General features: G+C 44.6%; 30 protein-coding genes. 11 read left to right on the forward strand and 19 right to left on the reverse strand.

Annotated features, from left to right (window positions below):
• Positions 1-20 precede the first annotated feature (20 nt).
• The 4 genes from DWZ93_RS15105 to DWZ93_RS11500 all read right to left on the reverse strand — a co-directional run bounded on the left by DWZ93_RS15105 (position 21) and on the right by DWZ93_RS11500 (position 2,689).
• On the reverse strand, positions 21-155 hold the full coding sequence (locus DWZ93_RS15105) for a hypothetical protein (protein WP_255785577.1): 135 nt from the start codon (positions 153-155) through the stop codon (positions 21-23).
• Between the two features lie 351 nt (positions 156-506).
• Positions 507-734: a hypothetical protein gene (locus DWZ93_RS11490; RefSeq protein ID WP_005334838.1), complete on the reverse strand. Its 228-nt coding sequence runs from the start codon at positions 732-734 to the stop codon at positions 507-509.
• Between the two features lie 234 nt (positions 735-968).
• The gene (locus tag DWZ93_RS11495; RefSeq protein ID WP_096240143.1) at positions 969-1,322 is read right to left on the reverse strand and encodes a hypothetical protein; all 354 of its coding nucleotides are present in this window, start codon (positions 1,320-1,322) and stop codon (positions 969-971) included.
• Between the two features lie 77 nt (positions 1,323-1,399).
• Complete coding sequence (locus tag DWZ93_RS11500) at positions 1,400-2,689, reverse strand: Y-family DNA polymerase (RefSeq protein ID WP_442873183.1); 1,290 nt, start codon at positions 2,687-2,689, stop codon at positions 1,400-1,402.
• A 247-nt stretch (positions 2,690-2,936) separates the two neighbouring features.
• Between DWZ93_RS11500 and DWZ93_RS11505 the strand changes: the two genes are divergently transcribed.
• The 3 genes from DWZ93_RS11505 (at position 2,937) to DWZ93_RS11515 (ending at position 4,719) form a co-directional block, all read left to right on the forward strand.
• Entirely contained in the window at positions 2,937-3,395 is a 459-nt protein-coding gene (locus DWZ93_RS11505) for a helix-turn-helix domain-containing protein (RefSeq protein WP_118358480.1), read from the forward strand.
• 83 nt (positions 3,396-3,478) lie between these two features.
• A complete protein-coding gene (locus DWZ93_RS11510) occupies positions 3,479-4,003 on the forward strand; it encodes an ImmA/IrrE family metallo-endopeptidase (protein WP_005334847.1) in 525 nt (174 codons plus the stop codon).
• A 65-nt stretch (positions 4,004-4,068) separates the two neighbouring features.
• Positions 4,069-4,719, forward strand: coding sequence for a CpXC domain-containing protein (locus DWZ93_RS11515; RefSeq protein ID WP_117739577.1), 651 nt, complete (start codon positions 4,069-4,071; stop codon positions 4,717-4,719).
• A gap of 122 nt (positions 4,720-4,841) precedes the next feature.
• On the opposite strand, the gene DWZ93_RS11520 is transcribed toward DWZ93_RS11515, so the two are convergent.
• The 15 genes from DWZ93_RS11520 to DWZ93_RS11595 form a co-directional block, all read right to left on the reverse strand.
• Complete coding sequence (locus DWZ93_RS11520; protein WP_117739578.1) at positions 4,842-5,033, reverse strand: DUF6219 family protein; 192 nt, start codon at positions 5,031-5,033, stop codon at positions 4,842-4,844.
• 27 nt (positions 5,034-5,060) lie between these two features.
• Positions 5,061-5,423 (reverse strand): hypothetical protein, encoded by a 363-nt coding sequence (locus tag DWZ93_RS11525; RefSeq protein ID WP_117739579.1) that lies wholly within the window; start codon positions 5,421-5,423, stop codon positions 5,061-5,063.
• A 34-nt stretch (positions 5,424-5,457) separates the two neighbouring features.
• Entirely contained in the window at positions 5,458-6,138 is a 681-nt protein-coding gene (locus DWZ93_RS11530) for a hypothetical protein (protein WP_004614749.1), read from the reverse strand.
• The gene (locus DWZ93_RS11535) at positions 6,135-7,715 is read right to left on the reverse strand and encodes a hypothetical protein (protein ID WP_004614750.1); all 1,581 of its coding nucleotides are present in this window, start codon (positions 7,713-7,715) and stop codon (positions 6,135-6,137) included. Before DWZ93_RS11535 ends, DWZ93_RS11530 begins: the two co-directional genes overlap by 4 nt.
• Before the next feature lie 12 nt (positions 7,716-7,727).
• Positions 7,728-8,039, reverse strand: coding sequence for a TIGR04197 family type VII secretion effector (locus DWZ93_RS11540; RefSeq protein ID WP_158551238.1), 312 nt, complete (start codon positions 8,037-8,039; stop codon positions 7,728-7,730).
• Entirely contained in the window at positions 8,014-8,673 is a 660-nt protein-coding gene (locus tag DWZ93_RS11545; protein ID WP_044988162.1) for a hypothetical protein, read from the reverse strand. The genes DWZ93_RS11540 and DWZ93_RS11545 overlap by 26 nt, the downstream gene beginning before the upstream one ends.
• 214 nt (positions 8,674-8,887) lie before the next feature.
• Positions 8,888-9,505 (reverse strand): hypothetical protein, encoded by a 618-nt coding sequence (locus DWZ93_RS11550; RefSeq protein ID WP_004614753.1) that lies wholly within the window; start codon positions 9,503-9,505, stop codon positions 8,888-8,890.
• A 2-nt stretch (positions 9,506-9,507) separates the two neighbouring features.
• Entirely contained in the window at positions 9,508-10,044 is a 537-nt protein-coding gene (locus DWZ93_RS11555; RefSeq protein ID WP_117739580.1) for a hypothetical protein, read from the reverse strand.
• A gap of 30 nt (positions 10,045-10,074) precedes the next feature.
• On the reverse strand, positions 10,075-10,476 hold the full coding sequence (locus DWZ93_RS11560; protein WP_181977218.1) for a hypothetical protein: 402 nt from the start codon (positions 10,474-10,476) through the stop codon (positions 10,075-10,077).
• Between the two features lie 13 nt (positions 10,477-10,489).
• The gene (locus DWZ93_RS11565; RefSeq protein WP_015514766.1) at positions 10,490-10,786 is read right to left on the reverse strand and encodes a hypothetical protein; all 297 of its coding nucleotides are present in this window, start codon (positions 10,784-10,786) and stop codon (positions 10,490-10,492) included.
• A 9-nt stretch (positions 10,787-10,795) separates the two neighbouring features.
• Entirely contained in the window at positions 10,796-11,794 is a 999-nt protein-coding gene (locus tag DWZ93_RS11570; RefSeq protein WP_118453021.1) for a DUF6017 domain-containing protein, read from the reverse strand.
• A gap of 78 nt (positions 11,795-11,872) precedes the next feature.
• Entirely contained in the window at positions 11,873-12,784 is a 912-nt protein-coding gene (locus tag DWZ93_RS11575) for a ParB/RepB/Spo0J family partition protein (RefSeq protein ID WP_117649599.1), read from the reverse strand.
• Positions 12,774-13,559 carry a ParA family protein gene (locus DWZ93_RS11580; RefSeq protein ID WP_015535366.1) on the reverse strand — a complete coding sequence of 262 codons (786 nt, stop codon included), beginning with the start codon at positions 13,557-13,559 and terminating at the stop codon, positions 12,774-12,776. Before DWZ93_RS11580 ends, DWZ93_RS11575 begins: the two co-directional genes overlap by 11 nt.
• Positions 13,560-13,573: 14 nt before the next feature.
• Entirely contained in the window at positions 13,574-14,539 is a 966-nt protein-coding gene (locus DWZ93_RS11585) for a ParB/RepB/Spo0J family partition protein (protein WP_092072350.1), read from the reverse strand.
• A gap of 687 nt (positions 14,540-15,226) precedes the next feature.
• Positions 15,227-16,030: a PD-(D/E)XK nuclease family transposase gene (locus DWZ93_RS11595; RefSeq protein ID WP_242991770.1), complete on the reverse strand. Its 804-nt coding sequence runs from the start codon at positions 16,028-16,030 to the stop codon at positions 15,227-15,229.
• Positions 16,031-16,632: 602 nt separating this feature from the next.
• Here DWZ93_RS11595 and DWZ93_RS11600 point away from each other — a divergent pair.
• The 8 genes from DWZ93_RS11600 (at position 16,633) to DWZ93_RS11635 (ending at position 26,145) form a co-directional block, all read left to right on the forward strand.
• Complete coding sequence (locus DWZ93_RS11600; protein WP_118453022.1) at positions 16,633-18,114, forward strand: hypothetical protein; 1,482 nt, start codon at positions 16,633-16,635, stop codon at positions 18,112-18,114.
• Positions 18,115-18,125: 11 nt separating this feature from the next.
• Positions 18,126-18,662 carry a hypothetical protein gene (locus tag DWZ93_RS11605; protein WP_055168121.1) on the forward strand — a complete coding sequence of 179 codons (537 nt, stop codon included), beginning with the start codon at positions 18,126-18,128 and terminating at the stop codon, positions 18,660-18,662.
• Positions 18,652-20,685, forward strand: coding sequence for a VirD4-like conjugal transfer protein, CD1115 family (locus DWZ93_RS11610; RefSeq protein ID WP_158574313.1), 2,034 nt, complete (start codon positions 18,652-18,654; stop codon positions 20,683-20,685). The genes DWZ93_RS11605 and DWZ93_RS11610 overlap by 11 nt, the downstream gene beginning before the upstream one ends.
• A 64-nt stretch (positions 20,686-20,749) precedes the next feature.
• Positions 20,750-20,944, forward strand: coding sequence for a hypothetical protein (locus DWZ93_RS11615; RefSeq protein ID WP_117527907.1), 195 nt, complete (start codon positions 20,750-20,752; stop codon positions 20,942-20,944).
• Positions 20,945-20,973: 29 nt separating this feature from the next.
• A complete protein-coding gene (locus tag DWZ93_RS11620; protein ID WP_082421059.1) occupies positions 20,974-21,198 on the forward strand; it encodes a hypothetical protein in 225 nt (74 codons plus the stop codon).
• Between the two features lie 18 nt (positions 21,199-21,216).
• Positions 21,217-21,654 (forward strand): PrgI family protein, encoded by a 438-nt coding sequence (locus DWZ93_RS11625; RefSeq protein WP_082430262.1) that lies wholly within the window; start codon positions 21,217-21,219, stop codon positions 21,652-21,654.
• Positions 21,575-24,331 carry a VirB4-like conjugal transfer ATPase, CD1110 family gene (locus DWZ93_RS11630; RefSeq protein WP_147344057.1) on the forward strand — a complete coding sequence of 919 codons (2,757 nt, stop codon included), beginning with the start codon at positions 21,575-21,577 and terminating at the stop codon, positions 24,329-24,331. The genes DWZ93_RS11625 and DWZ93_RS11630 overlap by 80 nt, the downstream gene beginning before the upstream one ends.
• 41 nt (positions 24,332-24,372) lie before the next feature.
• A complete protein-coding gene (locus DWZ93_RS11635; protein ID WP_118453024.1) occupies positions 24,373-26,145 on the forward strand; it encodes a glucosaminidase domain-containing protein in 1,773 nt (590 codons plus the stop codon).
• Positions 26,146-26,156: the final 11 nt, after the last annotated feature.

Below are 26,156 nucleotides of genomic sequence, written 5' to 3' on the forward strand. Positions count from 1 at the left end.
TACATAATTAGTATGTTAGATTACTGCTCATTTTGGGATTTGCACTGAATGCACTCTGATTTATTCTCTGTTTGCTGTTTGCGGAACATGGAATAATCGCCCATAGCATCGTAAGGACAACGCCTTACAAATTCCTGGTATTCGATTTCAGTCATCTTTGCTTCCTCCTTTGTGTCATATTATCAAAATCTCTATTTACAATTATTTTTGCAAAAAAGAATTCAACCTCTATATAACGAAACGCTGAGAGCCTGTTTTACAGTGGTGTACGACAAAAAAATTTAAAAATTTTTCGAAATACGTCAAAAAAGCCCGACAAAACAAATACTTCAACAATCTCCAAAACCAGAAAATACTTCTGATCTTGCAGTGTATCCGTAAATGTTTTGCCGGGCTCTTAGTGATTCCAGTCAGGTTCAGCTCCTTGACAAACTCTTGCTGTCTGGTGCGTTCTTGATGGTTCCTGCCAAATCCAACGCTTACTACAGACAGCTCATTCTATTCTGTTATGATCCCTGATTCATCATCTTTCGGGAATACGTCCGCATCCTGGACTTTAATTGTTCATCTCGGATGTGGATCGGACGAACCGACACCATATCATCCTTTACAAATATCTCCAATGTACTGCGACATTTTTTGCACTCCACTTCTGAATCGCTTTGTGCGCTCTTTTCAATAAATGCTCCACATACAGAGCAGTGTACATGCCATTTAATAGCACCTGATCCCATATAGGCTTCCTCCTTTAAGCAATAAGATATTTCTCCATTTATTACTCAACGGACCAAAGGGAAATCAAATCCGCCTTATGAGCATCATGCCATCCATTCCGTAAGTGCCAAAGCTACACGAACAGCACGATTTCTATTCTGATCAGATCTGCTTTGTCGATCTGTGCATCCTTTTTTATCCTTTCACCAGCTACCACTCACTCTTTCCGGTATAAAAAATTCCGCTGTGATTCATTAACATGATATTTCAATAGTTTCAAATACATCACCAGTCAGATCACAGATGTCCTGGATCTGAATCTCGGTATCATCAATCCGTAAGTGGACTGATGGATCAAAAAATTCTACGGTTCCAGATAATGTATGGTACTGACCAATTAATGGATCCTTCCATGACTTTTGAAAATAAGTTGCCTGTATCTTCATTCCATATGCCAGGATCCTTAATTTCATATCCAGCTCATTTTTCTTTTCCTCAGATAAATCTCTTTTTGGTTCGTAAATGATTTCCTGTTGCCGGATCGTTTCATCCAGTCCACGAAGTGCCGCAAATGGAGCAAACTGTTTTGCCCTGCGTCCTACGTCCATGGGATGTCTCCTGGAAACCGGTCTTGGTAAATATAAATACGGTTGATATGCACTTGCCAGCACTATTCGCACCTCCTCTAAGCACGGTGTCCTCCAACCTGTTCATTGCGTTCTCTATAGGTGGAACACTCCAGCAGATTGGATCCACGCATGATCGCATTCTTTCCATAACGCTGCTTTACATTCAATACTGCTTCCTGTAAATGCCGTTCTTTATCGGTCTGTTTGGGATCATCAAACAGGCTGTACTGCACATAACTTTCAGGAGCAACCCTGTTCGCACACACCTCGATTCTTCGGATTCCGGTATATCTATCCGCAATCCTGAGATATAAATCTTCCACTGCATCCATGATCTTTTTGGAACTGTTACTTCCTTTTTCGAGTTTTATGGTTCCTTTAGATGCCTCATGCTCATACCTGTGGTCGTATGCAATCCATAAGGTGATAGAACTTGTCACCAGTCCCTTTTCAAACAAATCCAGGACCAAGTTGTCTGTCATTTCCCTTACGATCACGAGTGCTTCATCAAAAGAATAATTTCGCATCAGCACCTGACCATTTGAAAGGCTGTGTTCCTCCGAATGATAGTTCTTGATGTCACTCATCCGGCATGTTTCATAGCCCCATGCATGATCGATCAACAGCTCTGCATCAATCCCAAACATCTTATACAGCCAGTCTTCGGATCTTAAAGAAGCCATTGCGATATCGCCCATCGTATGGATTCCATAACCGGCCAGTTTTTTTTCAGTCCGGGATCCAATCCTCCAGAAGTCACTTAATGGTTTATGATCCCATAGCTTCTCTCTGTAAGAGAATTCATCCAGGATTCCGATATGGTCATCCACATGCTTTGCTACGATATCCATTGCGATCTTAGCAAGATACAGATTGGTTCCCACACCTGCAGTTGCAGTGATGCCAGTTTCCTCCATGACTGCCTGCATAAGCTTTACCGCCATTTCTTTTGCAGTGAGATGATAAAGCTGCAGATAGTTTGTCACATCAATAAAACACTCATCGACACTGTACACATGGATATCTTCTTTTGAGACGTACCGCAGATAGATTCCATAGATCTTTGCGGAATAATCCATATACAGCTGCATCCTTGGCATGGCTGTGATGTACTTTACACAATCCGGTATCTCATGGATCCGGCACCGGTTCTTGATGCCAAGAGACTTCATAGCCGGAGTGATTGCCAGGCAGATTGTTGACTTTGATCTGGTCGGATCTGCAACCACCAGGTTTGTTTTAAATGGATTCAGCCCACGTTCTACGCATTCTACAGAAGCATAAAAGGACTTCAGATCAATACAGATAATAGAAGTCTGATCCTGACTCACATTGCCACCTCCCATACGTCTTTCCTCTTTTTGTAACATGTATCCCATTTTGACTATCAATGATTGTCTATCCTTCCTGTTTTCATTGAATTACAGGAAATTCATTTCACATATCCATTGACAAAAGAGGAAATATTGTGTATCTTATAGGAAAGATGTTTCCCTTATCTGTGATTCACATTATAGGAGAGATATTTCCCTTTGTCAAGATTAATTTTTAATTTTCAGGAGACACATTTCCCGTTTTGCCTTGAGGCGGCTAATGAAACTTATAAGACAAGGCTTAGAAAGAGGTATGTTTATGACATTCGGTGAAAAAGTAAGATCATTAAGAAAAGAAAAAAAGATGAGTCAGCAGGAACTGGCCAGTATGGTTGATGTTTCATATAGGACCATTCGATCCTGGGAAGTAGAAGGACGTTTTCCAAAACAAAATGTTCTGTATCAGAAACTGGCAGATGCATTACAGTGTGACGTTTCTTATCTCATGAGTGAGGATGAAGCTTTTATCACAGAAGCATCCGAACAGTTTGGTAACCGTGGTGCCAAACAGGCTCAGCAGATCCTGGAACAGGCTGCAGCTATGTTTGCTGGTGGATCACTGACAGACGAAGATAAAATAGCTTTTATGGATGAGATCCAGAGCCTTTATCTGGATTCCAAAAGACGTGCAAAGAAATTTACACCGAAAAAATATCTGAAAAACCAAGAGGAAAAATAATAGAAGGCGGGATTATTGTACACCTAATCTGTTACCTTATAGTTACAAGGATATTTCTGCCCTTTTTATTTTTTACTTTTGAGGTGATTTATTTGAGAAACACTTACATATATACAGAAACAAAGAAATTAATCAAGAAATATGGCACCAGGGATCCCTTTGAGATCATGGATCAGATGAACATTGTTGTCGGGGAAACTTCCAGATATAAGACACTGAAAGGATATTGTTTTATGAGCTGCAAGACGATCTATGTCATGATCAGCAGTTTCCTTTCAGAAGAAGAAAAGATGATCGTTGCCGCCCATGAATTAGGGCATATCATCCTGCATCGTTCCCAGCTGAAAATGGCTCCGATGCAAGATGATACACTCTACAATATGACGGATAATACAGAATACCAGGCCAATCTGTTTGCTGCCGATCTTCTGATTGATGATGAGGAGATCGAAGATATGGTTCAGAACGAAGACCTGGATTATTTCGGACTCTGCAGTTCTCTGAATGCAACTCCGGAACTCATGAGCTTTAAACTATACAGCCTGACAAAACGAGGCCAGGCTTATCATATGCCGATGGAGATTCAGAGTAATTTCCTGGCAAAATAATAAAGGATAAGCGCATTCTACAATAAGAAAACTATAGATTTATCTCACTGAAAGGAGGAACATTTATGTCAAGACATCATATTGAAAAAGTAACTTGTCCTTCCTGCCATCATGAGGGGGATTTTGAGCTCTGGGACAGTATTAATACTGCACTGGATCCTGAAATGAAAGAGAAGGTACTTAATAAATCTATTTTCCTTTATACTTGCCCGAGCTGTGGAGAGACCTTTCGTTTAAACTATCCTACACTCTATCACCAGATGGAAGATCTTATCATGATTTATCTGGTTTCTGAATCAGAAGTAGAAAAGACATATGAAATGTTTTATGGTGAAAATGCTTTGTTTGATTTTCGTACTGAAAAATATTTATCCCGAATCGTAACGTCACCAAATCAGCTCGTTGAAAAGATACAGATTTTTGATGCAGGTAAAGATGACAGGATAATGGAACTTGTTAAATTACTTGTGACAGATTCTCTTCACGAGAATAATCCTGATAAAGAATTTGATGAACTGCGCTTTGCTGTCGACGACGACGGAACAAATATTCTTGTAATCATTAATAAGGGTGAGATCACTGGTGCAGTTGACATTGACAATATGTATGAATTTGCTTCTTCACACTGCACTGATTTCAAAGATCTCCGCGATGATGAGGATATTGTTATCAATAGGGAGTGGATCCTTAACAAACTTACCGAAGAACAAAATTAATAATATATTTGGTGGCTACACCCCCAAGCCCCTGTAGAATAAATAACGCCAGTACTGGATATCAAAAATCCCGCACCGGCGTTATTTATTAAAATATTTTGTTTTTTAATCTTCAACACTCTCTACTGAAACTTCTTTTTTTTCCTACTTTTACCAGAAATCATCTTGTGTCCTGTATAAATAGCCATAATCATGCAAAGCAAAGAACTTGCTGCAAAGTACTTATGGCCTTCTTTTGATCCCCTATAACCTGTATAAAAAGTTCCAAGCATTGTAATCAGTGCACCGATAGACCAATATTTATGTGCTTTCATTCAGATACCTCCTGCCGTTTTTCTTAATCATATACCTTTTAAAAGATATATACAAACTGTTAAGGAAACAATCGGAGTTGGTGTAAACGAAAAAGCAGCCTTGAGATTTTTCGTTTGCACCACCTTCGATTCTTTCCTTAACGATTTTCTCAATCTTATGTTATCTAAAATGCTCTTTTGCTCATCAATCAAGAGTATTATCTTCTCATTTTCTCCCGCATATTCCCGCATATGTTCTAGTCCTACCAGTGCAGCGTAAATCTGTTCATCTTCCTCCTCTTCTTCTTTCCAAATCCTCTGTTCTTGAAACTTTAATTCCTCTTTATTTTTCTCCATCTTCTTCAAATGTGCCCGAAGTTCTTCCTCAGACATGCAATTAACCTCATTCACATAATACCTCCTTTATTTTTGTTGCAACAATTTATTAAGCTTCCTTATTTTCTGTATTCTTTTTTAAAGCAATCCATAAAACTATAAAAAAAGCCACATACACAACCATCCCCATCATAGTCGATTCCCTAGCATACTTTGTTGACAAATTTAATATACCCTGCTCTTTCCCAATTTCTTTTACCACATCCAAACCAGAAAATTTTTCCATCCAATGTTTGAGTTGCCATAAATAATAGACAATTACAGCAAAATATATACCTATAATTCCGCCTAATCCCAAAGTATAATTTTTCATAGATTTATTCCATAAAATTTCTTTCTTCGCTACATAAATATATAAAGCAAAGATAATGATACTCCCTAAAATAAGGATTCCCATTTCCATCATAAAGGCTGTAATAATCAAATTACTTGCAGACTTTGCAAATTGTTCTATAATAGCATCTACACCCATTTTTAAACATGCTACCGCTAAACCAAACATTACTCCAACAAATCCAATTTTTAAATAATTTTCATTTTTTCTGTTTTCTATTTTAATAGCTACATACAGCGCAGCACTATAAAATGTCCACAAAATAAATGCTGCTATAAACAATTGATCAAAATATCCCCATGCCATATATGGAACTCCAACTAATATCTTAGAAGCACCTCCGAAAATAAGCGTTGCAATTATTACAATCAAAATATCTTTATTCTTCTCCATCATTCATTTTCCCCTTTCAATAATTCTTCTAATAATTTCTGACTATCCTCGTCCGCAAAAGATGGTGTAGATAATTTATCACTAAAATCTAAAATTTGTGTTCGGCCAAACTCCATAAACCCATCAACAGATTCAATATATGCTTTATCACCAGAATAGGTTAACGGTGTATACATTAATTTTCCATCCGTTGAATATGATAAATAACCCGAAATATTTGTATCTTTATGTCTTTCATCCAAAGTGCCCGTTATCGTATAAGTTCCGTCTGGATTTGGAACATCTTTTCCCGAAGCTATTTTATATATTCCTGCTGCATAATCTGATGCCCATATTTTTCCAATGCCAGGTTCTGAGTCTCTATATGTATCCATTGGAATATTATAATTCCAGTTCTGAAAAGTTGCTCTATCTTCTGAATTTCCAACACAAATAGTGCCTCTATTTCCACCTTCTGAAGACTGGAAAATAACTGTCACTTCGCTTTTGGATAATGAAGAAAGTGTAAATTGCGTTAACCCTAATAACGCACTCAAACCTGCTGCTGCCTTTACATTTGGATCTGTTGAAGATAATTCTCCTGATAATACCTTATGTCCAGATGTTGTATATATATCTTCTTTAGGTATTTCTTCCAAACTAAATCCTAAAATTCCCTCTAATGCATCAAACTCCATTGCTGAGATTTCTTTTTTCCCATCCAACTTCCAAATAGGTTGAAAAGATATTTCATTATCTGGAACATAAATAGGATATATCTCTCCTTTATAAAACAACGCTTTTTTATCTTTTGAAAGAAATACTAATTCTGTTCCTTCTGTACGTTTTATACACGCAATATCCATTGTCGTTAAAACAATTCCTTTTTGTTTCAAATACTCAGTTTCTGATTCGCTTAATTTTAATTCCTCTTTAGCTTTCAACCACGATTCCAGCTTTAAGCATTCCACCTCCATAATTTTTTTCCAATCGAAACCTGTTCTGGGTATGTATGTTCCACTTTGAAATCGTCCGCTCATACTATTAAGTGCAGTTGTGATAGCTTCACGCAGACTACTTGTCGTTGAAAACAATATACTTGTACTACCTTCAATTTCATCATATTTATCTGATTTGCTTTTCCATTCATCATACAACTTCTGACTAGATTCAGCCAATCGTTTATAGTCATTTACCTTCCAACTATAATATAAATCTATGATAGAATTAGAAGTCTCTTTTTTCATTTCATACTCATCTGCTTTTTCCAAATAAAACTCCTTGTTATCAAGTGCTTTTTTCATTTGGCTTTGAATATTCGCCCCATCAAGAACTTCATCTCCTACCAAATCTTTTAGTGTTGAAAATTCTGCAATATCATACGCATTCGCCGACTTTATTGCATCAATTACAGTTATATAATCGGCCAACTGTTGCTTTAAATTCTCAAAAGAAACGCTTTTAATTTCATTATCTGTAGAAAATGCAGTTACACTCTTAGAAACAATATCCAGAGTCTCATTATCATTTTCGAGCTTATGGATTGCCTGATCACATTGGCTTTTTATATCATTCGGGTTTAAATAATCACTTTCTTTCATAAACTTTCCTCCCTAGTCATCGGCGGCTTTAATCACTGGATATCTAGTTCCATGTTGTGCAAGTTTCCCCATCATCTCATCAAACTGCGAAAAACTAAGATTCAGACTTCTTATATTGTGAACATCACCATCTAAGGTCTGCCCTAATAATTCAATTCCTTGCTGTGCATATCCGTATGCCTCTTTACTTTTACTGTTCGCTGAAATTGTTGTCTTAGAATCCTGTGGAACTAACGGAACATGACGAAAATAACTTTTAGCCGTTTCAATTTGAGTTGCAACTTCGTTTACATGCCCATTATTTACTTTTATTCCTTTTGACATCGTCACCATCTCCTTTACTAAATTTATAAACATGCACTCTTATATTTAATACTACTTTATTTACCATAACATTCAGCATAAAAACTTTATTATTATTTTCATAAATAATATTTCCATTTAAACCTAATGTTTTTATATAATTTCCTACTTCTATATTTGTGACACTTGTGTCAAGTTTTATATTATTTTCTTGATTATTCTGTATATCTGCTATCACCTTAATTATAGTAGCATAAGTCGAATTTATTGCCTTCTCAATCCCAGATAGTAGTAAAGATGAAGCCACTTTTTCTTGTAGTACTTCTGCATCAGTTTTCTTTTCTCCAGCTATCTCTAAAATAGTTTTTTTACCTAAATTGTGTTCTATAAAATAAGAATTTCTCCACGATAGTATTTCAAATCTTTGATTTCTTTTAGCATTCTGGTTACTTTCAATTACAACACCTAACGGGTTGTAATAATTAATAAAATCTGTATGTGTTAACTTAACAATATACTTTTTGCATTCTTCCTCCCAAGAAATAGTAACATATTTTCCATGCATCATTGTTCCCAGATCTTTCATTCTACAAATATAGGAGATAATAGCAGAAATCGTACAATGATTCTTTAGATTTTCTTGTTCCTGATTCATATAATCTAACATTCTACTTTGAGCAATAACCGCTGTTATTTCTGAATATCTTTTTAGAAAGTCCTATAAAAAAGGACTTAATTTAGCATCTCCATTGAACCATCTACAGCTTCTTCAAATATAGCAACACTAAATAAAACTGCCAAAAGTACAGATGATACAATTCCATAGATATTCAATTTTTCATATCTATTTCATGATCCTACTTTCTTCTTTATTCTGCCTCATTAATTGGTTTTTTCATAATATCATCATTGATTTGATATGATGGATCGTCTGCTTTTTTCATTATTTCTTTTAGCTTTTCGTACGAAAATGACTTGACATCCTGATTTGGAAAGTCATTCCCCTCCCTAACATAATTGAGCACAATCTCTGATAGGCGTGTCCAATACCGTTCTATCTGATGTTCGCCTTCAAAGTCCATACCAGTATCTGTAATAACTCTTTTACGATACCATTCAATGTAATCATGCACTTTATTATTTTTATTTAGGACATATAAATTCCCTTCCTCATCAAACTCACTTGATAAATACTTTTTTACATCCTCTAATGTGACCTTTTCTTTACAACGGTCAGACATATTATAAACATGTAACGCAACAAACAACTCCTTTTCATCAATATGTTCATATGAACTATATTCATATAAATGAAGCGGACCATCCTTGCGAATTAATGCATCATTTTGTCTTCTATAAGCTATACAAATCTCCCATTCTCTTTCTTCCGCTTCCTTCTTTTGAAATTGCAGATATCGCAGATATAAAATAGAGCCTATTGCTATAAAGCAACATATTAACACACCAACTTTCACTATTTTTTTCATAATCAATCCTCCATTATCGAATCCTTAATAACATACCACGAATTTTCTTTTTTCTTTATCAATTCCCTTAACTGTTCTTCCGAAAGTGATTCCAGATTTGTAAGCTTTATTTCAGGGTGTTCATTCGCATAGTTTTGCATAATACTCCTTAAATCTCCCAAATACTCCTCTACTTTTGATTTTCCAGCCATTCCAACATCATCCGGCGATTTAAACCACTTTGTATACTCATCTAAAACTTTAACTTCATTACTATTCTTTTCGTCAAGACCAGCAACTAATTGTTCAATTGTTATATCAGCATTTGTTTTATTATAAACATGTACTCTTATATTTAATTCTACTTTATTTATCATAACATTCTGCATAAAAACTTTATTATTATTTTCATAAATAATATTTCCATTTAAACCTAATGCTTTTATATAATTTCCTACTTCTATATTTGTGATACTTGTGTCAAGTTTTATATTATTTTCTTGATTATTTTGTATATCAGCTACCATCTCAATTACGGTAGCATAAGTGGAATTGAACATCAAATCGTTTTCTTTATTCTATCACAGCTTCTATTGATCCGCCATCAATCTTTCAAACCAAGTGTCCATAGCAAGGATGAACTGACTTGCTCCTGCCCATTCTTCTAGCATCTCATCCAAGGTCTTGTGTTTTACATATTTCTGCACATACACCCAGGTGGCTATACCACTGGCCTCAGAAATAATTCCTGTTATGATCTTACGCATGATGTCCTCAAATTCTGCGATTTCCTCTTTTGGAACGATGTCATAGAGATTAGGAATCTGAAAATCTTCTTTCCCACAGTTCTCATGTACATTAATCAGCTCTGCTTTCACCCTCTTTCTGGATTCCTCGGGTAATTTCAAATATTGCCAGATCATTGAGACCACTTCGGAAGGTGTGTCTTTTTTGATCGGTGGTAACTGAATAAAATCATTCTTTTCGCTCATTTTCATATCCTCCTCAAGATAAAATAAAATCAATAATAGATTCTCTTGTCATGTCCAATACAGTATCTACGAAGACTCCTGCAAAAAGGATCAGATACAGAATTACACTCAGCGAAAACAGAAATGCAACCTGTACCCAGTCATGGTAACAGTATGCAGTCGCTATAATCAACAAAGTGAATATAAACCCAAGGATCCCTCTGACAACCGCATAAGTCTGTACTGTCATCTTTACTGCCAGTCCGATCACAAAAAGGATCAGCCATACCGGCAGTAATAATATTTTCCCAGCAAGTTTTAAAATAAACATGTGCACCTCCTATCTTACCAGTCCTGGCATATCATGGTTCACCTCTGCCTGATAATACCCGTTCATCGTAGACGATGCATTAAACAGGGCTGCTAATAAATATTTCTTGATGTTCTTCACTTTGGTGGTGTTACCACGCATACAGTGTAAGACATACTCGATATGTGAATAGGTCAGCATCAGAAATTTTTTCTTCACCAGTGATGCCGGATACCAGTTGCTGGCAATCAAGATCTTGTCATTTTTACACATCACAGTTTCTACGATCAGGTTCACGATTTCATCTACCTGTCGCATATCGTCATGATGGGTTACTTCCAGTGATTCATAATCAATGGTCTCTTTGACAAGGTTTTCATAAGCCTGATAATCCTCAGAGCGGTTATCGCTATCAAATCTTTTCTCATCCACAGATATGATAGGATTAGATTTATTATCATTCATTTCAGTATCACTAAGATTAGTATTATTAGGGTTTGAAATGTAAACTTCTTGAAGTTTGTTTTCGGGACTTCTAGAAGTTTGATTTTGGGACTTCATGAAGTTTAAATTGTAAACTTCTACAGGCTCTTCAATTTCCACAGAAGTTTGTTTTTTAAACTTCTCTAATTCCTCTCCAAATTTTTTCTCATCTGTTTTCTCAGGCATAAAGGTTTTTACGTAGATAACATTCACCTTTCCAAATCCCTGCCTGCGTTTCTCAATCAGACCAATTCCTGTTTCGTCATCCAGCTCTCTCATGGATTTGATGGCTTTATTTCTGCCACAGTTCAGTAATTCCATGATATCTTCGATGGAAAAGTAGATATATGCTCTGTTTTTGTCGTCAAACCACTGATTTTTGATGGAAAGAGACATTCGATCCAACATCAGTCCATATAAAATTTTAGCATCGCTTGATAAATCTTTAAAATAGCTGTCTGTAAATAATGCTTTTGGTATGCGGTAGAAGCTGAACTGATCAGCTTCGGTACCGTAAAAATAATTAAATGTCATTTTTTTCTCCATAATTTCCTCCTTTCGTTTTCTGCTAAGAAGTCCTCTTTTTAAACTTCTTTGACTTTGTTTTCTTAGCTTTTTCTATCCTTAACAGGACTGTTCCTGCATCCATTTTTCTAATAATGATTCAATTACCTGTTCCATATCTTTGGCTGTATAATCATCCGGAAAATACTTTGTCAGTTTCTTTTCTGAGAAAGTAAGAGACCGGGATACTTTCTTTGCCATTACACAATTATTGAAAATCGATAACATCTGGATCTGATTGATTGGTCCATCATTCAGCTGATTTCTAAGTGCTGCAATCTGTTTTGGTTTGATAAATCCTGTGTCGCAGATATATTCGTAAATCCATCCCTGTACTTCCTTATCGATGTAGGAGATATCAACAGCGACCGTGAATTGAAGCTTTTTGTTATCTACCAGATCAAGAAGTTCCGGAATAAGCTCTGTCAGTCGGATATAACGCTGAATCTGTTTAGAGCTTTCGCCTACTTGATCTGCAAGAATATTTCTTGATATTACTGGTTTCAACTTCTGGTCAATTTGACCAGAAGTTATATCTGTCCGACTTCCCTGTCTTTTCATTGCATCAAGTTTCATCTTATACGCAAAAGCTTTCTCACTCGGTAACAGCTCCTCTCGTTGAATGTTAGCGTCCACCATAGCCACAATGGCATCATCATCGGATAATTCCCTTACGATTGCCGGAATTGTTGTAAGACCTGCCAGCTGTGCTGCATGCATTCTTCTGTGACCGGATACCATTTCGTAATCTTCGTTTTCATCCATACGGAGAAGTACCGGTGTCAGCACTCCATTGATCTTTACGCTCTCTACCAGATCCTGCATCTTTTCATCGTCCAACACCTTGAACGGATGATTCTTAAACGGATGGATCTTACTGATCTCTATCTCCATTGCAGATTCTTCATTTACTACTCCGAGCAGTTCATCAATACTTGCCAGCTTAATCTTTTCACCACTTCTATTTTTCATTCTTCAAAACCTCCTGTGTTAAATTCATATATGCCTCAGCAACTTTTCCTTTTGGACAATGCATGTAGATACTTTTTCCCTCTGCACTGGTCTCAGCAGCTTTTACGGACATCGGAATCACATTTTCAAATACCTCAATCTGGCTTCCATAGGTTGTATGTACTCTTGATGCAATGTCCCTTGCGTAATTGGTTCTGAAATCTACCATAGTCAGGAGAATGCCCTCAATCGCCAGTTTCCGATTCAATCTTTTCTTTACTGTAAGAATGGTCTTAATCAGCTGTTGAAGTCCTTTAACAGGCAGATATGCGGCCTGTACAGGTATCAGCACGGAATCGGAAGAAACCAGTGCATTGATCGTCATCATACCAAGGCTTGGCATACAGTCGATCAGGATATAATCGTATCGGGATCTTATCGCATCGATATATTCTTTCATGATCATTTCTCTGCTCATAACATTTCCCATCGTTACTTCCAGTGCGGAAAGTTCAATGTTTGCTGGAAGCAGATCTACATTTTCCTGATGATGTAAGATACCATCTTCTAGATTAATTTCTTCTTCATTGATAACATCCATCATGATCGTTGCCAGTGTAATTCGAAGATCATCCGGTTCTTCATATCCAAGACTTGCTGTTAAACTTCCCTGTGGATCCGCGTCGATCAGCAACACTTTCTTTCCTTCTCTTGCCAGTCCAATACCTACATTTACGGTTGTGGTGGTCTTGCCGACTCCACCTTTCTGGTTTACTACGGATATAACTTTACACATGATTTCTTCCTCCTTTAACTTTCCCATGATTCTTTTTTCCATAATTTTAGCAGTGCCAGTATTTCCCGTTTCATCATTGCCGGTGTATAAGAATTTGGAAAATACTTGTGTAGTTGCTCATTGGTAAATGCTACTCTGGTGATCTCACCTTTTTTAACTTCACTCATGATTTCTTCCATCTTTTCTAACGATAACTGTTTTTCTTTACTCAGCTGCTTTATCCGCTGAGCCTGTGAGAGTGACGGAATCGCCTGTGCATAATCCATTGCTTTAAGCAGTTCTCTTTGTTCATTTTCTTTCAATGCAGCAATCTCTACTGCCGGACAAAAAGAAATAATCTCATCATCCAGTTTCTGCAACATTTCCGGTATAAGCTTTGTCAGTGATATATAACGCTGCACTTGTTTTGGGCTATCACCACAATCCTCACTGATAATATCTATCGATCGTTTTCTTGGTGTTTTGTGGTCAACTTGGCTCTTTTTTCGACCACTTTTTCTTTTTAGTACGTCATTCTTCAGTTTGTAAGCAAAAGCTTTTTCGCTGTAGCTGATCCGTTCTCTGTGAAGATTAGAATCCACCATACTTAAAATGGAATCATCTTCACTTAATACCCGGATAATCACCGGTACTTTACGGTATCCCAGTTTCTCCGCAGCATGTTTTCTTCTGTGGCCGGATATGATCTCATAGTAGCCATCCGGTACTGGTCTGACGATCAGCGGATTTAAAATGCCATACTTCTCAATGCTTTCCTGCAGAAGAAACATTTCCTTATCATCTTTTACTTGAAAGGGATGTTCCTTAAAAGGACGAAGACGCTCAATCTCAATTTCTATGATTCTTTCTTCTTTTTCTCCTGATTGTCTGTTTGGCTCAGTCATCTTGACTCCTTTCCTCCAGGATTCAGGAACTAAAAAATGCCTGCCTGGAACTTTTATAGATAGTAAAGTTCCAAACAGACATTGCTGTTTGACCATTAGCTGTAGCTAATAGAATTGAATACTGTTTCAGCTAATTTATGTTTGCAGGTTTGGGAGAGATTGTTTCTTTTCCCGCCTTTTCTCTGATTTACATCCCCGAATAAGGGGTGACAACGGAGCGGAACCCAAATGTTAGCTGGACTTCCTAAAACCCATGTTTGCAAACCGGCAATTTTGATTAGCTGTCAGCTAACAAAAATCGGATTGCGTTAGCTGGAAATTGATCATTTTGAATGGAATTTCGTGTCACGAACGTGATTTGAAAATAACAAAAGCGTTCGTTGTCAGCTAATCCAGCTAACATTTTCGAACGCTTTGAAGCCCGTCGCCAAGAGGATTTGAACCTCCGACCCCTCGCTTAGGAGTTCTCCCTGCAATTCGGTAGCACTTGGTATCCTCTGATACCAGATGACCGCTTGACGCTGTAACTACGGGCATTCTACGAATTAAGCAGATGCTTCCTTCTGTCCTAACCGGTACTCCATATCCACTTGTGGAACGGTATCTGTTAGCAGAATGTTAGCAACTTAAAGTTCGTAAAATCGTCTAGTCATTCCAACGCTCTCGTTGGAGAATTGGATACTCGAATGAATCAACACTAGACACTAAGGAGTCAATATCAAAAGGCTCTGCGAGCTGACAACCCGCAGAGCCATAAAACCGTGAACCTATTTATGCGGCTAACTATCTTGCCGCTGTTGTGCTTGCGAGCCAGCTCTTTACGGTTTCAATATTTACTTTTATAACCTCGGCAATATCCTCAACGCTCATTTTCTTTTCAGCGAGGGAGTAAGCCACATTCTTCTTCGTTTCAAGTTCTCTTTCATCGCAAAGCTGCTCCATTTCCTTGCACATATGCTCCACCCCTTTCTCGGTCTCTTTCAGTTCGTGCACGCGGTCGGCCAAGGCTCCCGCCTGCATCTCCTTCACTTCCTTCACACGGAAGTCGTGCATCAGTCTTCCAAGCTCGCCGCCATCGTCCTTGCTGGAATCCACGTAGATGAAGTGCTCCTCGTCCCCGAACTCCTTGCCGTTCTCGCGGATTATCCGGTCGATATGGGCTATCGGGAGTCCGCATCCAAGCGCGTCCTTCAAGGTGACAAATATCACGTAGGTCTCCGGGAGCTTATCGAAGTTCTTTCCCGTATCCAGCACATTTGAGTCCATCATCCCAAGATGGTATCTGGCACGTTTCGGGTGCGCTCCCTCATCATCCTGCTGTATCTCGACGTTGAAGACGCGTCCGCTTCCATCCTTTGCCACGCAGTCCAACACGACGCCCCTGCCGTGCATGTTTCTGAAATCCATCTGCGTCTCATTGTCGATGACGGTCAGTTCTTTGTCTTCCAGAATAATTCTAAGGACATACTCGCAGGCATTCTTATCTTTGAATACGTTCCGCGCGAGAATATCGCTCATCACGGTCAGGTTCTTAATCGTTTCCTTGTATCTCTCCTTATGCAAAAGCATCGTTTCTTCCTGATTCATCGGTGTTAACCACCTCCTGTTCGACTCACAAGAAGGTATCAACCATCTTGCTATATATATATTTTACAAGAAAGCCGGTAAACATTCAAGACTTGTATTTTCCCCGCCGAAAGGACAAAATCCTGCGGCTTGCGCGGAGTGGCCGGGGTTTGGGGCAGCGCCCCATTTCAGCAATCTCCGTGCATATAATGAGCGGTCGCGGTGCCCGACGGGAAAGCCCCTCGCTTTTCCTGCGTCCGGCGCATCGCGGCAGCGAAGGCGAATGCACGGGAGTCGGAGCCGGTCAACTTTTCCGTTCCAAATGTTTCCGTCAATCCGCCTGCGGATTTATGAAAGATTTGTGGGCGGGATGGTTGAGGGGCGAATCCCTCTACCGGACGAGAAAAGGGTCAACGTTCGCAAATAGGCGCAAATGGGTTCATTTGATGCTAAATGGTGTCTTTTTCTATCATCGGCATCCGTGCATTTGGCAGCTTCTACCTGCATGTTCGTGTATAGGGCAGAGGGATAGAAAAATAGCCTGTGTTATAATCTGTCCCCAAGGAGACGGCATTCTTGCCGCTTCAAAAAGCAGGAAATCGGAAAAGAAAGGATGATGCCACATGGCTCAGGATTTCGGCGATGACATGGGAAACGCCCTCCTAAACTTCGTCACAAGGCAGACGGAGAACTACTTGCGGTTCGGACGTGGCAGGGAACGTGCTTTTGACTGGTGGCAGCGCCATTATAAGAAGGAGGGGAACACTCCCGAAGCCGCAAAAGCAATGGCTGAGAAGCAATCCTCTCGTGAGCAGGTGGTCGTGCCCTTTGGTACTTCCGAGGAAGCCGCCTACTATGCGCAGGTATGCCGCGAGAATGGTACCTATGCCGCCGCCTACACGGACAAACAGGGAAACGGATTCCTTGCCTTTGCCAAGGAGGATGCTAAGACCGTCGCAGGGTATGCCCCGCAATTTAAGGACGTAATGGCGCGTCTCGATGAGCAGCGTATCACCGACGCGCTGAATCACGCGGAACCCCTAAATAAGAAGACCATGGATTCCCTCACGGAGTTGACAGGCTATCCCGACCTTCCGGCGGAAGACGTAACGGTCATTCCGGTCACCATCCGTTACAAGGATGCGCCAGACAAGACTTACGATGTGCTCTTTAGCGAGCAGGATACCGAAAACCTCAATATCGACGATTCAATTTGCTTCTCCGGATACTCCCACAAGGAGCTTACCGAGATGGTTGGTCGTGAGACCCATGAGGATTTCGATGTGATTGCTGTCAGTGCCCCCTACAAGGTTCACGCGACGCAGGTGAAAACGGATGCCCCGGAAAAGGCTTATGGCGTGCCGGGAAAGGATGCACCTGCCCGCAGCGATAGGGTTGCCACTCTTCGCGCCGAGGACACCGCCATTCATACCCAGAACATCCGAAACGCTGCCCAAAAGGCAAGGGAAGACTGCACGGACTTTTCCGACTTCGAGCGCAAGATGAACGCGCAGGGCTTCGGCGTGACCGAAACCAGCAAGGGCGAGGTCATGGCCTACGAGCCTGCAAGCCTGAATAAGGACGGTTCGGTACCGGCGTATGAGCGCGGTCGCGACTGGCCGGTCTCTGCGGAGACGTTAAAGAACCGGTACGACCTCGATGTGACCCACAACTGGTTCGAGCAGAATACCCCGAAGGACGCTGGCACCCTCCCGGATGGAGACCTTGCCATGCAGAATGCGCGTCTGGCGCAGGAGCAGATGCGTGACGAACAACAGATGCTAGAGCCGGTTGCATCCGACGGTTCCATGGATAACGACGGGCGCACGCCCGACCCGAACTCCGGCATTGAGAGCCACGATGGCGCAGATACCGATTCCCGCACCGCCGTCATGGATGCGGAGCAGACCGGAAGCGAGATTCGCCCCTCCGATATTCGCAAGGAGCAGCAATATGATTCCGAGTCCTATTCCCTCACGGGGGAAGCACGCGATATGACCGCTGCCAAGAACCAGATGGATACGGAGACGAAGGCGCAGGAAACCACGCGGGAGCATGGTTCGAGCCTGCCCGTTATACCCATTAACGGCGAAGACGTATTGTAAGGAGATAGACCATGACACTCAAAGACAAATTGCCGGACAGGCTGAAATGCTCCCCGCTTCTTACCATGGAGTCGGACAGCGATATCGAGACCATCGCGGAATCCATCGTGAACCTTTCCGATTCAGATGGGGACTTCTTTAAGAAGACGGAAAAACTCCTTCTGATGGCCTGCCTTGGATATTTAAGGGACTGGTGCGAGCCTTCCCAGCGTACCATCGGGAACCTCATCTCCCTTCTTGATGCCGCCCTGCCAAAGGACAACGAGACCCATACCACCCTCGACAACCTTTTCTATGAAATGAAGTCCGGGTGCAAGCGCGTGAAATCGGAAGATGGCATCACAACCCTCTGGGAGCCTTCCGCCCTTTCCCGTTGCGACGGTCTCACTCCGCGCGATTCCAACGGTATTGATGTGTCCGAGGATTTTTCGCTCACCTGCTATGAAGGATTCCGCCACGCGGCCACGCGGGAGACGCGCACGAGTATTGTGACCACGCTCCTGCTTGTGCTGGAAGAAGTGGAAAAGGAGGATGCATATGGCAAATAGCGCGAACCCGGAAATCAATAAGAAGATTGCCACCTCGGCGCTCGGCACCCTCGTCATCGCCACGGTCTTCTTCTATCTCGGTGACCGTTATGCCGAAACCCTCGTCACCTATCCGGGGCAGATTTTCGACCATCTGGGCGATGCCATGCTCACCATGTGGGAGACCATAAGGGTCTCGCCCTTCACCCTCGATATGACCAGTAACTCCCTGCTGTTTGGCGGGGCTTGCTTTCTCATTATCTGGATGATTTGGCTTCGCTACGTGGCGTTCATCGGAAACTATCGTTCCGGCGAAGAATCCGGTTCCGCCCGCTGGGGCACTGTGAAGGAAGGAAAGAAGTTCAAGGACTTGCAGACCGAAGACAACAATCTTCTCTTCACCAAGAACTTCGGCCTTGCCCTGCACCGTCCCAAGTTCGACCCGGAATATGACCGCAACCTAAACGTCCTCGTGGTCGGCGGCTCTGGCTCCGGTAAGACCCTTAACTACGTGACCCCGAACATCTGCCAGCTCAACACCAGCTACTTTGTCACCGACCCAAAAGGCACCCTTCTTAAGGATGCCGGATACCTGTTCACGGACAACGGCTATAAGCTCAAGAGCTTCAATACCATCAACCTTGATGAGTCCATGCACTACAACCCGTTAAAGTACGTGAAGACGGATACCGATATCCTCTCCTTCGTGAACTGCTTCATTATGAACACGAACCCCGAGGGGAAATCGAGCGGTGACCCGTTCTGGGAGAACGCCGAAAAGATGCTCTACACGGCGCTCATCGCCTTGTTGCGCGATTGGTTCCCGGCAAAGGACTACAACATGTCCTCGCTTCTCACGCTCCTCTCCCTTGCGGAAGCACGAGAGAACGATGAGAACTTCAAGTCCGCTCTTGACCTCATGTTCCTCCAAATCGAGGAGGGCAAGAAGTACAAGCAAAACGACGGCTCTTCTCCTGACGCTGCGGGAAATGCCGGTCTCTCAAGGAGCTTTGGCACCAAACAGGCAGATAACGGCTGGTCTTGGGTGCCCAGTAAGTTCAAGCGCAACTCCGACGGCGTGAAGCCCGCCGACTGCGGGGGACTTTCCGCCGACGAGGACTTCGCCCTGATGAACTACAAGAACTTCAAGGTGGCCGCAGGCAAGACCTTAAAATCCATCCTCATTTCCTGCAACGTGCGCCTTGCGCCCATCGCGACGGATGGCGTGCGCGAGCTTTTGACCTATGACGAGATGGAGATTGACACCCTTGGTGACCCGGATGCGAAGGTGGCGATTTTCGGCATCCTCTCCGATACCGACAAGACCCTCAGTTTCCTGTTCGCCATCCTCATGTGGCAGACCATCGACCAACTGTGCCGAAAAGCACTTTCGGATTATGGCGGGAAACTCCCGACCCCGGTGCATTTCATCTTCGACGAGTTCGCCAACATCGGCACCATCCCGCAGATTGAGGAGACCATCGCGGTCACACGTTCCCGTAACATCGGCATCACCATCATCCTGCAATCCATGAGCCAGCTGGAAAGCAAGTACGATAAGAAGGCGCAGACCATCATCGACTGCTGCGACTCGACGCTCTTCCTCGGTGGCAAGTCTAACTCCACCAACAAGGAGATTGCGGAGATGATTGGCAAGCAGACCATCCATCAGATGACTTATAACGAGTCCACGGGACAATCCTCAAGCGCCAGTAAGAACTTGCAGATTCAGGGTCGTGACCTTATCGACGCAGCAGAAATCGGCAAGATGAGCCGCCTAAAGGCAATCCTGCTCATCGCCGGTACCAACCCGCTCATGGATGATAAGTATGACCCCCACGCCCATAAGCGATACCGCTATATCGTGGATAAGCGCAACTGGAAGCGTTTGCATAAGAACTCCTTCGATTTCGAGCGGTATCTGAAAAACGGCTGCGAGCCGTACACCCCCGATGAGGATATGGGTGCGGAGTTCACGGCATGGAAATGGGCGGCATGGAAAAAATCAAGGAAGGGGCTTCTGGGCATATTGCTAAACCGGTAGTCACTTATAATTAAGAGAAATGCCACGCGAAAAAGGCAGAAAGGGGACGAATGGAGGAAGGAACTTGGAAACACTCGTCAAACTCGCCGCCCCGGCGATAGGAACCGCTGCGGGCGCATTCACCGTCGTGGGAATCATCTATCTTGGGATGACCCTCGCGGGACTTCTTCGCGGCGGGGGCGGGGAGATACGCAAAGCCGTAGCAATCATCGTCGCGGGACTTACCTGTATCGCCTTTGCCCATCTGTACGGTTACTAGAAAACAAGTAAACAAGAAAGGAATCAACCATGCTGGAAAACGTGAAAAACCTTCTCTCTGATGGTGTGACCGCCCTCGGCGGCATCCTCATCGTCTTCGGCCTTGTGAACCTTGGTCTTACCATCAAGGACGGTATGCAGGGCGGCGGCGGTCAGCTCTCCGGTGCCCTCGCCATGATTATCGGCGGTGCCATCGTCGTGGGTGCTGCCGTGTACTTCAAGACCGGTATCAACTGGGGTTCCCTCGCGGGTTAGAAAGGAGCGATATCTAACATGCTCTCTGTAGCAGTACACAAGGATATCGCCGAGTATCAGCCCAAAATCGTAGGCAAGATGACCATGCGCACCCTGGTATCCATCACGGGTGCGCTTTCTGTCTCGGTACTTGCCGGACTTTACATCTACTTCGTTTTGGGGCTGAACGTCAGCGATTGCACCTATTTTATCTACGCCGTCTCGTTGCCGTTTTGGTGCGTGGGCTTCGTGAAGCCCTGCGGGATGCCCTTCGAGCAGTTTGCGCCGCTTTGGCTTAAGGCAAACTTCACGAACGACCGCATCTTCTACAAGCCGTCCATGCGTCTTGCGGGACTTCTCTCTGAGTCGGAAAACAGCAAGCAGAAAGGAACTATCTATGGAAAACACTACCGAAAGCAGGGAAACCTTCGCGGCATCGAATCCTACTCCCCAAGGGCAGGACGGGTCATCTCTTAACGCCGCATTTGACGTGGACGCGTTCGTCCACGCATCCGGTGACGGGTTCGGGAACACCGCGCCCCTGCGCTCCGATACCGGCGCTATCGACATGGATGCCATCTCTCAGGTCGCACACGTCACGCAGGGTGCCGGAAAGCTGACCCGAAAGGAGAAGAAGCACGCCAAGCGCGAGATGAAGCGCAGGAAAAAGGAAGCCAAGAAGGCCGAGAAGGAAGCGAAAAAGACCTACAGCTCCATCAAGTCCCAGTTAAAGGACAGGGACAAGGAGCTGTCCGATAAGATGGCCGATGCCAGAAAGAAGCGCGACTCCGCGAAAGACGTGGTGAACTACATCGGCTACAACAAGATGTATCAGGACGGCATCTGTGAGGTGGAGGAGGGAATGTTTTCCTCTTCCATCGCCTTCGATGACACCAGTTACCACTCGGTGCGCGATGAGCAGCAGAAAGCTATGTTCTCCGCCATCACCCGCCTTTACGACCAGTTCGGTGCGGATACGCTCGTGCAGATGAGCGTCATCAACACGCCGCTCCTCAAGGAAGAGGTCGGCCACCGCAAGTTCTTCGACCCGGAGCGTCAGGCAAACGATGCTGCAAGGAACGACGCGCAGGTATTCAACAACATCCTGAACGATAAGGTGAAGGAGGGGGTCAGCAACATCCGCAGGAACCGCTACCTCACCTATTCCGTGACGGCAGACACCGCAGAAGATGCAGCGCGTCAGCTCTCCCGTATCGAGGTCGAATCCTCCCGCATCCTAAACTCCATCGGCAGCAAGGCACACCTTATGAACGGCACCCAGCGCCTTTCTGTCATCCATTCACTCTTAAACCCCTATAAGCCGTTCCTGTTCGATTACCAGCGCGATATTTCCGCCAAGCGCTTACAGACTACCAAGGACTGCATCGCACCGACGCAGATTGATTTCCGCCCGGACGGCCACTATAACGACTGCGTAAAACTCGATAACGGGGTCTACGCACAGGTACTCGTGATGAAGAAGTTCGGCTCGGAACTTTCCGACCGCGCACTTGCCGACATGGCAGACCTTCCTATCCCCATGGCTATCACGTGGTACGTGCAGCCCATGGATAAATCCAAGGCTATCAATTACGTGCGCACCCGTTCCGCATGGATTGACAAGGAAATCATCGAGGAACAGCGCTCGGCAGTGAACAAAGGCTATGACTTCTCCATCCTCCCGCAGGAGCTGAAATACTCCAAGGAGGAGACGGAGGACGTGCTCGACCACTTGCAGAACAAGAACCAGCGTCTCTATGTCTTCACGGGGCTTGTCTACACTTACGCGGAGAGCAAGGAAGCGCTGGATACGCAGGTACTTCGCATCATCTCCACGGCACGTCAGAACTCCATCGAGCTTGACACCTATGACTATCGCCAGCGTCAGGGACTTAATTCCATCCTCCCGCTCGGCCATAACCACGTGGAAATCTCCCGCATGTTCACCACGGCGCAGGTTTCCATCCTCGTTCCGTTTGCCACGCAGGAGCTTGACGATGCGGGCGGCAACTTCTACGGCCAGAACAAGCACAGCCGCAACCTCGTGGTCTGCAACCGCAAGAAGCTCACCTCGCCGATGGGCTTCGTCTGCGGCAAGACCGGCTCCGGTAAGGGTATGTTCACCAAGACCGAGATGACGGGCACCATCTTCTCCAATCCGACGGACGAGATTTACGTCATCGACCGCGCAGGCGAGTACACCGCTATCGCCGAACGCTACGGCGGTAGCACCTACCACTTCGGCGTGGGTACCGGAACCCATCTGAACCCCTTCGATACGGTATCCGTGGAACACATGACGAGAAACGAGCAGATTGCGTTCAAGGTGGACGCGATGTTAGCTCAGGCGGGCGCTTCCGCTGCCGAAGCCGGGTCGAACTTCTCTGAGGTTGACCAGTCGCTCGTACAGCGCTGCACCGAGCTTGCCTTCCAGAAGGCCGCAGAGCGCGGAGACAATCTTCCGCCGACCTTACAGGACTTCTACGATGCCGCGAACGAGCAGCCGGAGGAGCAGGCACAGGTCATCGCACTCCGTTACGAGCGATTCGTGAAGGGTTCCATGAACTTCTTCAACCATCAGAGCAACGTCGATTTCAACACCCGCATCGTGGACTTCAACCTGAAAGACCTGCCGGATTCCATGCTGGTCTTCGCCCTCATCAATGTCTGCGAAGCCGTCCGCAACCGCATGTACTTCAATGCAAAGCGAAACGTCCGCACATGGCTCTACGTCGAGGAGATGCAGAGTATGTTCGCGTACCCGACGGTACTTAACTACTTCTCCCGCTTCTCGAATGAGGGTCGAAAGTTCGGACTTTTGCTGACAGGTATCAGTCAGAACGCCACGGCGATGCTCGCCAACGAAGCGGCGCGAAATATCGTCCTTAACGCGGACTTCCTCATGCTTCTCAAGCAGTCCCCGCTCGACCGCATGAAGTGGGCGGAACTTCTGAACCTGTCCGAGCAGGAGGAGGAATGCATCGACGAGTCCGCAGAGCCGGGTGACGGCCTGCTCATCGCAGGTAACGCCCGCGTGCCGATTCGCGGCAAGTTCCCGTCCGGCAACGTCCTCTACGACCTGTTCTCCACGAACCCCAATGAGACGAAGAAGACGGGGCTTGGGGACAAGAAAGATGCAAAACCCGTTATCTAGCAACCCAGTAAGAAGACCCCGGAAAGGACGGTGAACGTCAGATGAAGGCTTCGGATTTCACGACCGGCGGAAACGACCGTGAGAAAGCCATGAGTAATCTCCTCAAGACCGAAAAGACGGATGCCGTCAATACCGGTCTGGTGGAAAAGGCAGATAAGAGCGCCAAAGCCTTAAAGGGTGACCTCTATTCCGTCGGCAAGAAGGGCACGCACGGCGCGGGAAGTACCGCCCTCGATGCCATCGCAAGGAAACGTAAGAAGACTTCCGCCGCCGATGCCCTTGACGGAAAATCCCGTAGCCAGCTAACCGGAAAAAATGCCCTCACGAAAAAGATGCAGTCTCGCCACAATCTGAATAAGAGCCTGAAACTCGGTGCAAAGGGTGTAGCCGCAAAAGCTGCCCACAACGCTCTCAAAGACTCCGAGCTGGAAGGCACGGACGATTTGGTCGCAACCACGCACACCGGCGCGAAACTTGCCGGAAAGGCGAGAAAGCACCTTCGTTCCGGTAAGGATGCACTTGAAAAGAAAGACTCTCTCGGTGCCCTCTCGGAAAAGAAATACCGCACCGAGAAACTGGATAAAAAAGCTGTCCAGAAGCGGATGCAGTTCTCCAAATACTTCCATAGGAACGTCTACGAGAATGCTGCGGCGCAAGCGGGAAAGAAAAAGGCGCTCACGATTCTTTCCGGTGGCATCAAGGGAATGCTTTCATCACTTGCCGGTGCCGTCTCCCAATTCTTTCCACTCATCATTGCCTTCATCTTGGCCTTCGGCCTGATTTCCGTTGTCGGTGGAGGTGCCGCCGATGAGGAGCAAAAGAGCGCATCGCTTGACGGGATGCCCGCATGGGTCACCTACGACCTCGTGCTCGCGTGCCTGAACGCCCACGAGCAGTACGGATATCCCGCTTCGGCACTCCTAGGCCAGATGATGATTGAGAACGGCACCTCGGACTCCGGTTCCGACCTCGGGCGGCTGTACCACAACTACGGCGGCGTGAAATATGCCGGTTATGACTACGGCGGACTCATCACGGGTTCCGTTAAAATGCTCACCACCGAATACAGTGCTTCCGGCTCTGCCTACAAGACCTACGCGGATTTCGCCGTCTTCAAAGACGATGATTCGTACATGAAATACCGGTGCGAGCATCTGTATAAACAATCCAACTACACCCGTGTCCCTAACTACCAGAAGGCCATCGACACCAACAACTCCGAACTCTTTTTACGTGCCCTCGGCGAGGGTGGGTACTACACCGCGTCGCAGGACAGCTATATCGCCCAGTACCGTTCCATCTGCCAAGCCTATCCGCTCGTTGCGCAGCTCGATTCCATGACCGCAGAGGAGTTCAAGAACCAATACTCCGGCACCACCCTCATTCCCGGTGGCGGGCAGGACTACCAGAGCGCCGACCAGTGGCAGAAGGATATCGTGAATGCCTGCTCGCAGACTCCGTGGCCGGGAGCCAACCTTTGCGCCACATGGACAACAAGGGTCTATGCAAGAGCCGGTCATCCCGTCGGCGGCAACGGCAATACGCAGCTCGGCAATCAGGGATACGGTGCCAATTACAGCCAGAAACGCGCCACCACCGACCTCTCCCAGATAAAGGTAGGAATGCTCATCTCCGCCCAATACGGCTCCAATACCGCCGCCGGTAACGCTTACGGGCACGTCGGCATCTATATCGGTGACGGCAAGGTCATGGATAGCATTTACTCCGGTCTGCGCACCATCTCCCTGTCCGATTGGGTTTCCCAAAACGGAAGAGGATGGGTTGTCTGCGGCTATCCATGGGACTGGCGCTAGGAAACCAGAAA

Origin of the sequence: Dorea sp. AF36-15AT, from assembly GCF_003477705.1 — a bacterium.
GTDB lineage: Bacteria > Bacillota > Clostridia > Lachnospirales > Lachnospiraceae > Claveliimonas > Claveliimonas ammoniilytica.